General features: G+C 61.0%; 14 protein-coding genes. 11 read left to right on the forward strand and 3 right to left on the reverse strand.

Features of this window, described 5'->3' with window-relative positions; translation table 11 throughout:
- Positions 1-180: 180 nt before the first annotated feature.
- A complete protein-coding gene (gene metE, locus AC1RP7_RS02645; RefSeq protein WP_493182449.1) occupies positions 181-2,469 on the reverse strand; it encodes a 5-methyltetrahydropteroyltriglutamate--homocysteine S-methyltransferase in 2,289 nt (762 codons plus the stop codon).
- 96 nt (positions 2,470-2,565) lie between these two features.
- Between metE and AC1RP7_RS02650 the strand changes: the two genes are divergently transcribed.
- From AC1RP7_RS02650 to AC1RP7_RS02675, 6 genes are all read left to right on the forward strand, one after another.
- Entirely contained in the window at positions 2,566-2,706 is a 141-nt protein-coding gene (locus AC1RP7_RS02650) for a hypothetical protein (protein ID WP_429522037.1), read from the forward strand.
- 143 nt (positions 2,707-2,849) lie between these two features.
- Complete coding sequence (locus AC1RP7_RS02655) at positions 2,850-3,833, forward strand: FecCD family ABC transporter permease (RefSeq protein ID WP_191628283.1); 984 nt, start codon at positions 2,850-2,852, stop codon at positions 3,831-3,833.
- On the forward strand, positions 3,833-4,600 hold the full coding sequence (locus AC1RP7_RS02660; RefSeq protein ID WP_493182451.1) for a heme ABC transporter ATP-binding protein: 768 nt from the start codon (positions 3,833-3,835) through the stop codon (positions 4,598-4,600). The genes AC1RP7_RS02655 and AC1RP7_RS02660 overlap by 1 nt, the downstream gene beginning before the upstream one ends.
- A gap of 52 nt (positions 4,601-4,652) precedes the next feature.
- Entirely contained in the window at positions 4,653-5,537 is an 885-nt protein-coding gene (locus AC1RP7_RS02665; RefSeq protein ID WP_057715425.1) for a ChaN family lipoprotein, read from the forward strand.
- A gap of 328 nt (positions 5,538-5,865) precedes the next feature.
- Entirely contained in the window at positions 5,866-6,471 is a 606-nt protein-coding gene (locus AC1RP7_RS02670; RefSeq protein ID WP_493182453.1) for an SCO family protein, read from the forward strand.
- A gap of 1 nt (position 6,472) precedes the next feature.
- The gene (locus tag AC1RP7_RS02675; RefSeq protein WP_493182454.1) at positions 6,473-6,982 is read left to right on the forward strand and encodes a copper chaperone PCu(A)C; all 510 of its coding nucleotides are present in this window, start codon (positions 6,473-6,475) and stop codon (positions 6,980-6,982) included.
- Between the two features lie 156 nt (positions 6,983-7,138).
- Here the strand turns inward: AC1RP7_RS02675 and AC1RP7_RS02680 are convergent, their stop codons facing one another.
- Together AC1RP7_RS02680 and AC1RP7_RS02685 are read right to left on the reverse strand one after the other, a co-directional pair.
- Positions 7,139-7,555 carry an organic hydroperoxide resistance protein gene (locus AC1RP7_RS02680; RefSeq protein ID WP_046040328.1) on the reverse strand — a complete coding sequence of 139 codons (417 nt, stop codon included), beginning with the start codon at positions 7,553-7,555 and terminating at the stop codon, positions 7,139-7,141.
- Between the two features lie 121 nt (positions 7,556-7,676).
- Positions 7,677-8,006, reverse strand: a complete 330-nt coding sequence (locus tag AC1RP7_RS02685; RefSeq protein ID WP_218498448.1) for a hypothetical protein — start codon at positions 8,004-8,006, stop codon at positions 7,677-7,679.
- 182 nt (positions 8,007-8,188) lie between these two features.
- Here AC1RP7_RS02685 and potE point away from each other — a divergent pair, with 182 nt between their 5' ends.
- From potE to AC1RP7_RS02710, 5 genes are all read left to right on the forward strand, one after another.
- Entirely contained in the window at positions 8,189-9,574 is a 1,386-nt protein-coding gene (potE, locus tag AC1RP7_RS02690; protein ID WP_057715429.1) for a putrescine-ornithine antiporter, read from the forward strand.
- Between the two features lie 16 nt (positions 9,575-9,590).
- Positions 9,591-11,876, forward strand: coding sequence for an Orn/Lys/Arg family decarboxylase (locus tag AC1RP7_RS02695; protein WP_057715430.1), 2,286 nt, complete (start codon positions 9,591-9,593; stop codon positions 11,874-11,876).
- A gap of 173 nt (positions 11,877-12,049) precedes the next feature.
- Positions 12,050-12,451, forward strand: a complete 402-nt coding sequence (locus AC1RP7_RS02700) for a hypothetical protein (RefSeq protein WP_493182456.1) — start codon at positions 12,050-12,052, stop codon at positions 12,449-12,451.
- Positions 12,451-12,990 carry a phosphohydrolase gene (locus AC1RP7_RS02705; protein WP_493182458.1) on the forward strand — a complete coding sequence of 180 codons (540 nt, stop codon included), beginning with the start codon at positions 12,451-12,453 and terminating at the stop codon, positions 12,988-12,990. The genes AC1RP7_RS02700 and AC1RP7_RS02705 overlap by 1 nt, the downstream gene beginning before the upstream one ends.
- 419 nt (positions 12,991-13,409) lie before the next feature.
- Entirely contained in the window at positions 13,410-14,678 is a 1,269-nt protein-coding gene (locus tag AC1RP7_RS02710; protein ID WP_218498446.1) for an OmpP1/FadL family transporter, read from the forward strand.
- The last annotated feature ends 42 nt before the right edge of the window (positions 14,679-14,720 follow it).

The raw sequence follows: 14,720 nt of genomic DNA on the forward strand, positions 1-14,720 counted from the left end.
TTGCTCGCGATGAGGCCGGCACATTCAACATCGATTTCGCCTGACATTCCGCCTCTGCGAGCAGGCTCGCTCCCACAGGTTCAGTGGCTGTACGCAAAATCTGCGAACCACACAAATCACTGTGGGAGCGAGCTTGCTCGCGATGAGGCCACAGGTTTCAGTGGTGCACCCAATACAGCGTCAGGCCCACTCTTTACGCAGCTGACGCGCAGCGTTGACCATGTGCACCAGCGCCGCTTCGGTTTCCGGCCAACCGCGGGTCTTCAGGCCGCAGTCCGGGTTGACCCACAGGCGGTCGGCGGGAATACGCTTGGCGGCCTTGCGCAGCAGGTTGGCCATTTCCGAGGAGTCCGGCACCCTTGGCGAGTGGATGTCATACACGCCCGGACCGATTTCGTTCGGGTAGGCGAAGGCTTCGAACGCGTCCAGCAGTTCCATGTCCGAGCGCGAGGTTTCGATGGTGATCACGTCGGCATCCATGGCGGCGATGGACTCGATCACATCGTTGAACTCGCTGTAGCACATGTGGGTGTGGATCTGGGTTTCGTCGCGCACACCGGAGGCGCACAGACGGAACACTTCGGTCGCCCAGTCCAGGTAGTGCTGCCACTGCGCCTGGCGCAACGGCAGGCCTTCGCGGAATGCGGCTTCGTCGATCTGCACGATCTTGATCCCGGCGGCTTCCAGGTCCACCACTTCATCACGGATCGCCAGGGCCAGTTGACGAGCCTGCACTTCGCGGGTCACGTCTTCGCGGGGGAACGACCACATCAGCATGGTCACGGGACCGGTCAGCATGCCCTTCATCACCTTGTCGGTGAGGCCCTGGGCATAGCGGATCCACTCCACGGTCATGGCTTTCGGACGGCTCAGGTCACCGAAGATCACCGCCGGTTTCACGCAACGCGAGCCGTAGCTCTGGACCCAGCCGAAACGGGTGAACACATAGCCGTCAAGTTGCTCGGCGAAGTATTCGACCATGTCGTTACGCTCGGCTTCACCGTGCACCAGCACGTCCAGGCCCAGGTTTTCCTGCACTTGCACGGCGTGACGGATCTCACTGTGCATCGCTTCGGTGTATTCGGCTTCGGTCAGCTTGCCTTGCTTGAACGACTGGCGAGCCAGACGGATCGACGCGGTTTGCGGGAACGAACCGATGGTGGTGGTCGGGAACAGCGGCAGGTTCAGGCCGGCGCGCTGTTTCTCGATTCGCTGGGCAAACAGCGAATGACGCTGGCTGTCCTTGGCGGTGATGGCGGCCACTCGCGCCTGCACGGCCGGTTTATGGATACGTGGCGACGCAGCACGGCTGGCCTGCACGGCGCGGCTTTGGGTCAGCGCTTCAAGCACTTTCGGCACTTCCGGCTCGTTGACGGCCTGAGCCAGCACCGCGACTTCTTCACACTTCTGCACGGCAAACGCCAGCCAGCTTTTCAGTTCGGCATCGAGCTTGTCTTCACGCTCCAGATCAACCGGGCTGTGCAGCAGAGAACAGGATGGCGCGACCCACAGCCGATCACCCAGACGCTCATGAGCATGCTGCAGGGTGGCCAACGCGTTTTCCAGGTCGCAGCGCCAGACGTTACGGCCGTTGACCAGGCCCAGCGACAGCACTTTATAGGCCGGCAGACGATCGAGGATGGTCGGGTACTGCTCAGGCGCACGCACCAGATCGATGTGCAGGCCGTCCACCGGCAGATTGGCGGCCAGGCCCAGGTTTTCTTCCAGCCCACCGAAGTACGTGGCGACCAGTTTCTTCAACGGGTCACGCTGAATCAGGTTGTAGGCCCGCTCAAAGGCGTTTTTCCAGTCCTGCGGCAGGTCGAGCACCAGGATCGGCTCGTCGATTTGCACCCACTCGACGCCCTGTGCCGCCAGGCGCTGGAAGATCTGGCCGTACAACGGCAACAGACGATCCAGCAGCTCCAGCTTGTCGAATTCGACGCCCTTGGCCTTGCCCAGCCACAGGTAAGTCAGTGGGCCGATGATCACCGGCTTGACGTTGTGCCCCAGTGCGCGGGCTTCCTCGACTTCTTCGAACAACTGGTCCCAGCCGAGCTGGAACTGCTGATCGGCGCTGAACTCAGGGACAAGGTAGTGATAGTTGGTGTCGAACCACTTGGTCATTTCCTGGGCATGCGCGCCGCCGCAGCAGCTGTCGCTCACACCGCGCGCCATGCCGAACAGGGTTTGCAGGCTGGCCTTGCCATCGTGCGGGCGGAATCGCTCAGGGATCACACCGAACATCAACGAGTGGGTCAGGACCTGGTCGTACCAGGCGAAGTCGCCGACCGGCAGCAACTCGATGCCGGCCTTTTTCTGCAAGTCCCAGTGGGTCTTGCGCAGGTCGCGGCCCACGGTGCGCAGACCGGCTTCGTCGAGTTCGCCCTTCCAGAACGCCTCTTGAGCCTTTTTCAGTTCGCGGTCGCGACCAATGCGCGGAAAACCAAGGGAATGGGCCACAGCCATGTCAAATAACTCCAATGCGTTCGATGGGAGCCATTGTCGACAGTGTCAGCGAGTGAGACAAACTCATTTTAATCGTGATGATCACAAGTTCTTCTCATGATCCGAAGCACTGCGCAGCTGGCGCTGGATGGACATCTGGTTCAAGGCGCTCGCCCGTGGCGTGTGCGTAAGCCGCGCGTCAATGGCATCATCACCCGCTACGAAAGTTTCGATACCTGCCCCCCTCTGATCGGCTAAGGAATAGTCCCGATGCGTATCAAAACACTGCTGGCCTGTGTCACGGCGCTCTACCCGGACGCCAAAGCGCAGACCGCCGGGATCAGCCCATGACGGCCATTTTTCGGCCGCGTCCGACGTTGATCTTTTTGCTGCTGTTGCTGGTGCTGGTGTTCTGGCTGTCCCTGGCCCTCGGACCGGTCAGCCTGCCCCTGGGCGATACCTTGCTGGGCGGGATGCGCCTGCTCGGGTTGCCACTTGACGGTGGTGACACGCAGCAGGCGGAGTTGATCCTCGGGCAGATTCGCCTGCCGCGCAGCTTGCTCGGCATCGCCGTGGGGTCGGTACTGGCGTTGTCCGGCGTGGCGATGCAGGGGTTGTTCCGCAATCCCTTGGCCGATCCGGGTCTGGTCGGTGTGTCCGGCGGTGCTGCGCTCGGTGCCGCCCTTGCCATCGTCGGCGGCAGCCTGCTCGGTGGCTTGCCGCCTGTGATAGAACCCTACTTGCTATCGGTGTGCGCCTTTGCCGGTGGCCTGATCGTCACGGCGGTGGTGTATCGCTTCGGTCGTCGCAACGGGCAAACCGACGTTGCCACCATGCTCTTGGCGGGTGTGGCGATGACGGCCATGGCCGGTGCCGGGGTCGGGCTGTTCACCTACCTGGCCGACGATGCCACCTTGCGCACCCTGACGTTCTGGAACCTGGGCAGCCTCAACGGTGCCAGTTACCCGCGCTTGTGGCCGTTGCTGATCGTCACCCTGGGCGTGGCGTTGTGGTTGCCCCGCAGGGCGGCGGCGCTCAATGCATTGCTGCTGGGTGAGTCGGAGGCCCGTCACCTGGGTTTTGACATCGAGCGGATCAAACTTGAGCTGGTGTTGTGCACGGCGCTCGGCGTCGGCGCGGCAGTCGCGGCGGCCGGGCTGATCGGTTTCATCGGCCTGGTGGTGCCGCATCTGATGCGCCTGCTGGTCGGCCCGGATCACCGGGTGTTGCTGCCTGCGTCGTTGCTGGCCGGTGCCAGCCTGCTGTTGCTGGCCGATCTGGCGGCGCGTTTGTTGTTGGCGCCAGCCGAATTGCCAATCGGTATCGTGACTGCACTGATCGGCGCTCCGTTCTTTCTTTATCTGCTGGTGCGAGGACGCTCCTGATGTTGCGGGCAAACAACCTGCTGGTACAACGTGGCAAGCGCACGGTGCTGACCAACATCGATATCGAGTTGCGCCCCGGTGAAGTGCTGGGTGTGCTGGGGCCGAACGGCGCCGGCAAAAGCACCCTGCTCGCCGCTTTGTGTGGTGAGCTGGCGACCAGTGAAGGCAGGGTCAGCTTCGACGAGCGTCCACTCGCCGACTGGCCGGGACAGGAACGGGCCAAGCGCTTGGCCGTGCTGCCGCAGAGTTCGAGCCTGAGCTTTGCGTTTTCGGTCAATGAAATCGTCGGCATGGGTCGCTTGCCTCACGCCAGCGGCCGCGTGCGCGATGCCGAAATCGTCGACGAGGCGCTCAAAGCCGCCGATGCGCTTCATCTTGCCGGACGCAGCTACCTGGCCCTGTCCGGCGGTGAACGCCAGCGCGTGCATCTGGCGCGGGTGCTCGCTCAGCTCTGGCCGGGTGCCGAGGGGCAAACCCTGCTGCTCGATGAACCGACGTCGATGCTCGATCCGCTGCATCAGCACACCATTTTGCAAGCCGTGCGTGACTTCGCCGAGCGCGGGGTCGCCGTGCTGGTGATTCTGCACGACCTCAATCTGGCCGCCCGTTACTGCGATCAACTACTGTTGTTGCATCAGGGCCTGCCCCACGCCTACGGTCCACCGGCAGAAGTGCTGACCACCGAAACGCTGGCGGCGGTGTATGGGCTACAAGTGCTGATTCACCAGCATCCGGAACGCGGGCACCCGCTGATCATCGCGCGCTGATGCCGCTCCCTCTTCTGTCATCGAGGGGGCACCTGTCCAATAAGGAAAACCGATGCGCTTTCTGTTGCTCTGTGCATTCAGCCTGTTGGCTGCCTGCCAAATCCATCAGGTCACACCACTGCCGGCGCCGATCGCCCCGCACGGCCGTGATCACGCCGACCTCGGAGTCATCCGCGAACTCGCCACGGGCCGTACGCTGACGCCGCAAGAACTTGTCCAACGCCTGGCCGTAGTGCCTCGGGTATTGGTCGGTGAACAGCACGACAACCCGGACCACCACGCCCTGCAATTGTGGCTGCTGCGCGAACTGGCGACACAACGCCCCCAGGGCAGCCTGCTGATGGAGATGCTCAACCCCGATCAACAGGCCAGGGTCGATGCCGCGCAAGCCGTGACCCGCGCGGGCCAGCCACCGGCCGATGCGTTCACGGCGCTGGCCTGGCAGGCCAATTGGGACTGGAGTGTTTATGGCGCACTCGTCACCTACGCGCTGCGGCAACCGTATCCGCTGCTGGCGGCGAACCTGGACCGCGCGCAGATCATGCAGATCTACAAACAGCGCCCGGTGCTTACGGGGCAAGCGTCCACCACCCAACAGGTGCGGGCGACCTTGCTGGATGACATCCGCCAATCCCATTGCGGCCTGCTGCCCGAAGCGCAGATGCCCGCAATGCTCGCCGTGCAACAACAGCGTGACCGGCGCATGGCCCAGCGCCTGATAGCCGCACCGACGCCGGCGTTGCTGCTGGCCGGTGCCTTCCACGTGCGCAAGGATCTGGGGGTGCCACTGCACCTGAAAGACCTCGGTGCCGGTGAAGGGAATGCGGTGCTGATCCTGGCCGAAGCGGGCAAGACCGTGACCGCCGAGAATGCGGATTACGTGTGGTACACCGCCGCGCAACCGGAACAGGATCATTGCGCGCAACTGCGTCGCTGAACCCGACCGAAACATTGTGACGAGGGGGCTTGCCTGTGGTGAGGGGGCTTGCCCCCGTTGGGTCGCGCAGCGACCCTGAACCCTGCAATCGCGGTTACTCAGACAAACCGCATTGCCTGGATCGGGACTACTTCGTAGTCCAACGGGGGCGAGCTTCCTCGCCACAGGTGTCGGCCTGCCGGCGCGACACTATGTCACGCCTGTACGCCGGTCCAATGGTCGTATCCGCCCCTCCGACACCGGCACAGTTTGTTAACATCCCCGCGATTTTTTCGTCTGTACAGTCATCACGCTGTCATTTCAGCCTGTTCAACAGGATGCTTTTTTCATGAGTACTTTGTATACCCGCCGGACTGTCCTGCAAGGCATGAGCCTGTTGAGCCTGGGCCTGCTCGCCGGTTGCGACGACAGCAGCAAGCTGTCGTTCAACTACGGCAAGGACCTCAGCGACAAGATCATGGGGCGTAACTTCAAGCTCAAGAACCCTGAAGGCGAAACCAGGATGCTAGGCAGCTATCGCGGCCTGATGCCGATGGTATTCTTCGGTTTCACCCAGTGCCCGGCCGTGTGCCCGACCACCCTGGCCCGCGCCGCGCAGGCCAAGAAGCTGATGGGGCGCGATGGCGAAAGGCTGCAGGTTATCTTCATCACCCTGGACCCTGAACGCGACACGCCAGAGTTGCTGGACCAGTACGTCAAGGCGTTCGACCCGAGTTTCGAAGCCCTGTACGGCACGCTTGAAGAAACCGCCGCCACCGCCAAGGAATTCGGCGTGTTCTTTGAAAAAGTCCCGAGCGGCGATACCTATACCCTCTCCCATACCGCGACCAGTTTTGTCTTCGACTCCCGGGGCAATCTGCGCCTGGGGCTGTCCGCGTCCCTGACGGCCAAAGAGTGCGCAGAAGACCTGCTCACCGTGATGGAGGTTTGCTGAAATGAATGCCCCGCAAGCTAAAAAACGCTTCGTGCAAAGTTGCAAGCAACTGGCACTGGGCTTGTCCCTGGTCGGCTTGGCCTTTCAGGTATCGGCACAAACCCGGGTCGACGACGCCTGGGTACGCGCCACCGTGGCCGGCCAGCCGTCGAGCGGCGCCTTCATGACCGTCACCGCCAGCAGCGACAGCAAGTTGCTGAGCGTGCAAACGCCGGTTGCCAAGCTAGTGCAGATTCATGAAATGAGCATGAAAGACGACGTGATGAAAATGCAGCAGGTGCCGTCCGTTGCGCTGCCAGCCGGCAAGCCGGTGAGCTTCAATCCCAACGGCTATCACATCATGCTGATGAATCTCACAGGTCAGATCAAGGAAGGCGACAAGGTGCCACTGACCCTGACCGTGGAAGACGCCAAGGGCGAGAAAGAGTCGATTCAGATTGAAGCCGTTGCCAAGGCGATTAACACCATGGATCACAGCAAGATGATGCATGATCACAGCAAGATGAATTGATTGCTTCGTCATTTAAAACACAGGACCTGTGGGAGCGAGCTTGCTCGCGATGAGGCAGGAACATTCGACATCGATGTCGCCTGACACTCCGCCATCGCGAGCAAGCTCGCTCCCACAGTTTGATCTTCAGTGAATACGAGTCCTTTTCACGTCAACTCAAACAAGCTTGAGCACCACGTTGATGTTGTTGCGCGTGGCTTTCGAGTACGGGCAATACTGGTGCCCGGTGTCGACGATTTTTTGTGCGGTTTCACGGTCCAGCCCCGGCAGGCTGACATTGAGCCGCGCCTGCAGCAGATAGCCGCCTTCATTGGTGCCCAAATCAACCTCGGCATCGACGGCCACATCCTTGGGCAACGCCACTTTCATTTCCCTGGCTGCAACTTGCATGGCGCCGATGAAACAGGCGGACCACCCGGCAGCGAACAGTTGCTCCGGATTGGTTCCACCGCCACCCGCGCCCGGGGACGACAGCTTCACATCGAGGATTCCGTCGGAGCTGCGGGACGCGCCGTCACGCCCGCCGGTGGTGTGGGTTTGGGCGGTGTACAACACTTTATCGATCTGGCTCATGATGACCTCCTGATTGAGTTGTAAAAAACCGGTTTTCACCCCATCGGGTCGCTGGGATGGTCAATCAATATAGTCGTCGCAGCCCCACCTCGCGGTCGATCCGACCAGCGCCCCCTCTACTTTATTTACGCGCCAACTTGTACCTGACGCAGTCCTCATAAAAGCTCTGGCGTACAGCAGTCGGCTTGAATCGCGACGGACTGTCATAAGTTTGCTCTGTAATGCCAAGTGCCATCATGCGCATCCAGGATTTTGCAAACTTGTAGACCTGGATTTTTTGGCGTGCGGCGTACAGAGAAACGCCTGAAAGCTTGAGCTCCTGTGCCCTTGCGGCGGTTCCCGCCCCCCAACTGCACATGTATTGATCATGGGTGGCCAGTTCTTTGGCTTGAGCCGAATGGGCTACACCCGCGATAACTAACGGCATTAACGCGATCCATGTCTTGCGCATCTTGACCTGTTTAACTAGCTGAAAATGAACTAATTTTGCTGAGGATTTTTAAACTTGGGGGCCAGCATCGTGCCTTTTTTGCAAATTAGTGCGAAAACGAGATGTGTGACGTTATTTCTTGCGAGTTTTCAATCCTTTGCTATAGCTAAGACTCTCAATCGCCAACTAAGTGAGGCAACGGAATGTCAGTCGCAAAGAAAATGAGTGTGGGGCAACTGACAATGTTGACTGCGGTCAACATGTTGGGCTCAGGCATTGTGCTGCTACCGACGAAACTCGCGGAAGTCGGTGCAATTTCGATCCTCTCCTGGCTGATAACGGCCACCGGCTCCCTCGCTCTGGCGTACGCCTTTGCGCGATGCGGGATGCTCAGCCGCAAGACCGGCGGCATGGGCGGTTATGCCGAATACACCTTCGGTAAAGCAGGTAACTACATCACCAACTACACCTACGGCCTCTCGCTGTTGATAGCCAACGTGGCGATCAGTATTACAGCGGTCGGTTATATCCAGGTGTTGTTCGGGATAGAACTCGACTCACTGCAAGTAGGCCTGGCCACTATTGCCCTGTTGTGGATCACCACCTTCGCCAACTTTGGCGGCGCCAGCATTACCGGCCGTATCGGCGCGGTGACGGTCTGGGGTGTGATTGCACCGGTGGTGCTGGTCTCAACGGTGGGCTGGTTCTGGTTCGACAGCAGCGTATACGCCGCTGGCTGGAACCCCCACGACAAAGGCTGGTTCGAAGCGGCAGGCGCCTCGGTGGCAATTACCCTGTGGGCCTTCCTTGGCCTGGAATCGGCTTGCGCCAACACCGACGCGGTGGAAAACCCTGAGCGCAACGTACCGATTGCCGTGCTGGGCGGCACCCTGGGTGCAGCGGTGATCTACATCGTCTCCACCAACGTCATCTTCGGTATCGTCGGCAACGAAGAACTGGCCGCGTCCACTGCGCCGTTCGGCCTGGTGTTCGCCAAGATGTTCACCCCGATGGTCGGCGACATCGTGATGGCGGCCATGGTGCTCGCCTGCATCGGTTCGCTGCTGGGTTGGCAGTTCACCATCGCCCAGGTGTACAAAAGCTCGGCGGACACCGGTTACTTCCTGCCGATCTTTGCCAAGGGCAACAAAGCGGGAACGCCGATTGTCGGCATGCTGGTGCTGCTGGCGGCACAGACCGCGCTGGCCCTGCTCACCATCAGCCCCGACTTGAGCAAGCAGTTCGACACCCTGGTCAACCTCGCGGTGGTCACTAACCTTGTGCCGTACATCCTGTCCATGGCCGCGCTGATGACCATGCAGAAAGTCTCCAACGTGCCGGAAGGCAAGGCACTGGCGACCAACGTCATCGCCCTGATCGCGGCGGCCTACAGCTACCTGGCGTTGTACAGCTCCGGTGAACAGGCGCTGATGCTGGGCGGCGTGGCCACGATCGTTGGTTACACCCTGTTCGGCTTCGTCAACAACCGCCTGATCCGCCTCGAAGCGCTCAACAACAGCGTACCGACACAAACCGTCAGCGCGCAGCACCTCACTGCCGAGCCAGTGCCGGTCAACAACCTGAATTAACTCTGGAGGATCAATCATGACGGAATATAAACACTCGCTGGGCATGCTGGCGCTACTGGTCAGCAGTCCGCCGGACAAGCGAACGGTGTTTGGCCGCGCCCTGGATCAACTGGTCCACGACGTAGAGGGACGTGGCGTCAGCGTACTGGCCTCGGAAAGCCTCACCGATGCCGCCTCGATCCTGCGCTCGGACCCTGCCATTCAATGCGTGCTCATCCGGTGGGAAATGGACACCAGCGAAGGCCACGCCGACTGCACCAAATTGCTGGTCAAGCTGCGCGAGCGCAACACGCGAGTGCCGGTGTTCCTGATCAGCGACCGCACCACCGCGTCGAGCATTCCGTTGCTGGTCATGCAACACGCCGACGACTTCATCTGGCTGCCCGAGGACACCTCCCGGTTCCTCAGCGGGCGCATCCTGGCGGCCATCGAACGCTATCGCCAGGCCGCCCTGCCGCCGATGTTCGGCGCGCTGGTGAAGTTTGCCCGCAACTATGAATACTCGTGGCACACCCCAGGCCATGCCGGCGGCACGGCTTTCCTGAAGAGCACCGCAGGCCGGGCCTTCTACGAGTTCTTCGGGGAGAACCTGCTGCGTTCCGACCTGTCGATCTCGGTTGGCGAACTCGGTTCGCTGCTCGATCACAGTGGCCCTATCGGCCAGGGTGAACGCTATGCCGCCAAGGTCTTCGGCGCCCACCGCACGTATTACGTGACCAACGGCTCGTCGATGTCCAACCGCGTCATCCTCATGGCCAGCGTCACGCGCAACCAGATCGCCCTGTGCGACCGCAATTGCCACAAGTCCGCCGAGCACGCGATGACCCTGTCCGGGGCGATTCCGACCTACCTGGTGCCGACCCGCAACCGCTACGGCATCATCGGCCCGATCCTGCCGCAGACCCTGAGCGCCGAAGGCGTGAAAGCCGCCATCGCCAACAACCCGCTGGTCAAGCAAGGCATCGACCCGACGCCAGTGCACGCCATTGTCACCAACTCCACCTACGACGGCCTGACCTACAACGTCACCCGCGTCGAAGAACTGCTGGGCGAAAGCGTGGACCGTCTGCACTTCGACGAAGCCTGGTACGGTTATGCGCGCTTCAACCCGCTGTACAGCGGACGCCATGCCATGCACGGCAACCCGGCCGATCACGACAAGTCCAAGCCGACCGTGTTCGCCACCCAGTCGACCCACAAATTGCTGGCTGCCCTGTCCCAGGCCTCGATGATCCACGTGCGTGACGGGCGTAACCCGATCGAACATGCGCGCTTCAACGAGTCGTACATGATGCACGCCTCGACCTCGCCAAATTACGCGATCATGGCGTCCTGCGACGTCAGCTCGGCGATGATGGAAGCACCGAGCGGGCAGATCCTCACCAACGAGTCGATTGAAGAAGCCATCAGCTTCCGCCAGGTTCTCTCGCGCATGCACAACGAGATGGTGGGCAAGAACGACTGGTTCTTCACCTGCTGGCAGCCGCCGACCGTACAGGTTGGCGCAGCGGCCGTGCCGTTCCATGAGGTCGACCCGGCTACGCTGAAAACCGATCCGAACTGCTGGGTCCTGCACCCGAACGCGGTATGGCACGGTTTCGGCGACATCGAAGACGGCTACTGCATGCTCGACCCGATCAAGGTCTCGGTGCTCAGCCCGGGCATGGGCGACGACGGCAGCCTGCTCGCCTCCGGTATCCCCGCTTGCGTGGTCACGGCGTACCTGGGCCGTCAGGGTATCGTGGTCGAGAAAACCACCGATTTCACCATCCTGTTCCTGTTCTCCATCGGCATCACCAAAGGCAAGTGGGGCACGCTGCTCAACGCCCTGCTCGACTTCAAGCGTGACTACGACGACAACGCCGAGCTCGAGCTGTGCCTGCCCGACCTGTACAACGCCAACCAGCATCGCTATGCCGGCATGGGCCTGAAGGATCTGGCCGACGAAATCTTCGCCGCCATGAAGAAACACAAGACCACCGCCAACATGTCCCAGGCCTTCGGCACCCTGCCAAAAGCCGAGTTCAGCCCGGTGGAGGCCTACGAAAAACTGGTGCGTAACGACATCGAGCTGGTGACGCTCAACGAGGCCGCCGGACGCCTTGCCGCGACCGGTATCGTGCCGTATCCACCAGGCATCCCGCTGCTCATGCCGGGTGAGAACGCAGGGCCTGCGGACGGTCCGTTGCTGGCGTATCTCAAGGCACTGGAAGCCTTCGACAAATCCTTCCCCGGCTTCACCCATGACACCCACGGGATCGAAGTCGAAGATGGCGTTTACCGGATGCTGGTACTGAAATGAGTTAGCCAGGTTCACCGCAACCCCTGTAAGAGCGAGCTTGCTCGCGATGGAGTGTCAGCTACGTTGATGTCGACTGACACACCTTCGCGAGCAAGCTCGCTCCTACATTGCATTGTAAAACCCCCGAAATCCCTATGGGCAAACTCGATCACAGCGCTCTATGATTGATCCCCATGACCACCACCGCTGCGATCCGCTCACCCTGCCCGCCCGGCGCCTGCGACTGCGGGCGTGACCCGTTGCTGGAAACACCAGGGGCGGACCTGCGCATTCTGTTTCTGACCCGCAACGAAGAAAAACGCCTGATCGAACGCCTGGAGAACCTGCAGAGCCTGAGCGATCTGGAGCACCTGCAACGGCGCATGCTCGAACAGTTGGGCATCCGCGTGGAAATCGCACCCGGTTTCAACGAAGTGCGCACCATGCGCGGCATCGGTATCCAGATTGGCGAACTGCCGGGGCTGTGCCGCAAGACCCGCGCCAACATCCCCGCCGCCATTCGCCGGGCCATGGAAAAGCGCCCGGAGATCGCCTACGAACTGCTCAATGCCAACGACCTGTTGCGTGACGCCTGATGAAGCTTCTTCTCGAACTCCCCCTCACCGACGAGATTCTCACCTCGTTCGCCCTGGCCATCGGGGCCGACCTGCAGGGCTACCGCAACCACATTTACCGGGTGCTGAATTTCCATGGAGCCCTCAGTGGTGCCGATGGCCTGCCCCCGGCCGCCGTCCAAATCGCGGCGGCGTTTCATGACCTGGGCATCTGGACCGATGACACCCTCGACTACCTGCCGCCGTCCATTGCCCTGGCCACCGAGTACCTCGACAACCAGCAACGAGCGGAACTGAAGGATGAAGTCAGCGCATTGATACTTGAGCATCACAAACTGCGCCGGTATCGCGGCGCCTATGCTGCCAGCGTCGAACCCTTCCGCCAGGCCGATCTGGTGGATGTGTCCCTGGGCCTGGTGCGTTTCGGCCTGCCCCGCTGCTTCATCAAAACCGTGCAGGCGACCTTTCCCGATCACGGCTTTCACTCGATGCTGATGAAGCTTTCAGCCCGTCAATTCATTCGCTCGCCGCTGCGCCCGCTGCCCATGTTTCGCTGGTGAAACAGGCGTCTGTTACCCCCTCGAAAACGCACCGGAACAGGATCAGTGGTCATTCATGAATCGCGGGGCACTGCTATGCCTTCCTTAGGAAATTTTGCCATTTCGGTGCAACGCGCCTGAAACACTAACTTTCTGATTATCCATTACTGGATATTCCGCCATTCAAACCTACGCTCTTGGCGGGGGTAACGAAATTCAATGACGGTTGGGGGCTCGTCTCGATGTACTCACGCAAGAACGCAGGAGCTCGACAGGAACCGGACAACCTTCTCCTCGAAGTTTGCGATCCTCCTTTTGCTGTCTGCGATGGCGTTACCCGGCCTGACCCTGGCCACTGACAAGGCCAAATAACAACCGAATCCACGGGTAGCCGGTGCAGTCCACCCGTATTCGAAATGGACAATTGCCGAGGGGTTCCAATGCCGATAAAAACAGCAGCCCTGCCCACCTCTGCGCTACTTGCCCTGTGCTGCCAGCAAGCCTGGGCCGGCGGCATCATGCTCTATGAAATCGGCACCGATAACGCCGGTCTGGCCAACGCCGGTGCCGCCGCCCGTGCCCAAGGCCCCTCGACCATCGCCAGCAACCCCGCGGGCATGAGCTATCTGCCAGGCACGCAAATCACCGCCGGCTTGCAGGTTCTGTACGGCGACCTGAGCTTCGACCGCGACTCCGGCACCAACACCCCGGGCAGCGGCAGTGGCAACGCCCTCGATCCGATTCCCGGTGGCAGCTTCTTCATCAGCCATGAACTCGACGAGCACTGGAGCGTCGGTTTCGGCCAGTACGGCGATTTTGGCCTGGCGGTCAATTACGACAACGACTGGTCCGGCCGCTACTTTGCGCAGAACTCAAGCCTGCTCGGCCTGTCGCTGGTACCGAGCGTGGCTTATCGCTTCAATGAGCAGTGGTCGGTCGGCCTGGGCGTCAAGGCCATGTACGGCATGTTAAAGGCAGACACCGCCATCGACCGCTCCCCTTTCGGCTTCACTGACCGCTCTGACGGCCAATACAAGTACCGGGACAACACCTGGGGCTATGGCGCCAACGTGGGCGTGATCTACGCCCCGCAACCCGGCACGCGCATCGGCCTGACCTACACCAGCCAGGTCGACCTGGACTTCAAGGACCGGCTGGACGTCAAGGGCGACGGCCGCCTGCTCGAGCGCGTCAACAACACCGATACCGAACTGGACATGAAGGTGCCGCAAACCGTCACCCTGAGCCTTTTCCAGCAACTGGACCGGCAATGGGCGTTGCTCGCCTCGGCCAACTGGCAGGACTGGTCCGAGTTCGGTGACATCGCCGTAGAGGTCGACACCACGGCGTTTGGAGCGCAATCGACAACAGTCGACGCCGGCTTCAAGGACACCTGGCACCTCTCCCTTGGCGCGCAATACCAGGCCACCGAGCAGTGGTTGTGGAACGTCGGTGTGGCCTACGACAGCAGCGCCGTCTCGGACAGCAACCGCAGCGTGGTCGTGCCGATGAGTGAATCCTGGCGCATTGCGACAGGAGCCACCTATGCTCTGAACGAGAACACCGATGTCAACGTCAGTTGGGCCATGGTCTGGCTCGGCGACATGCCGGTGGACCAGGCGAAGGCCGTATCGGGCAATCGAATCTCCGGTCAATTCGACAATGCCTGGATTCAGGCTATAAACGGAAACATGACCTGGCGATTCTGATGTCTTGTAAACGAAAGAATGACGATTTAAACCAAGGAGTAA

The sequence above is a fragment of the Pseudomonas sp. GW822-FHT01E03 genome, assembly GCF_058802985.1.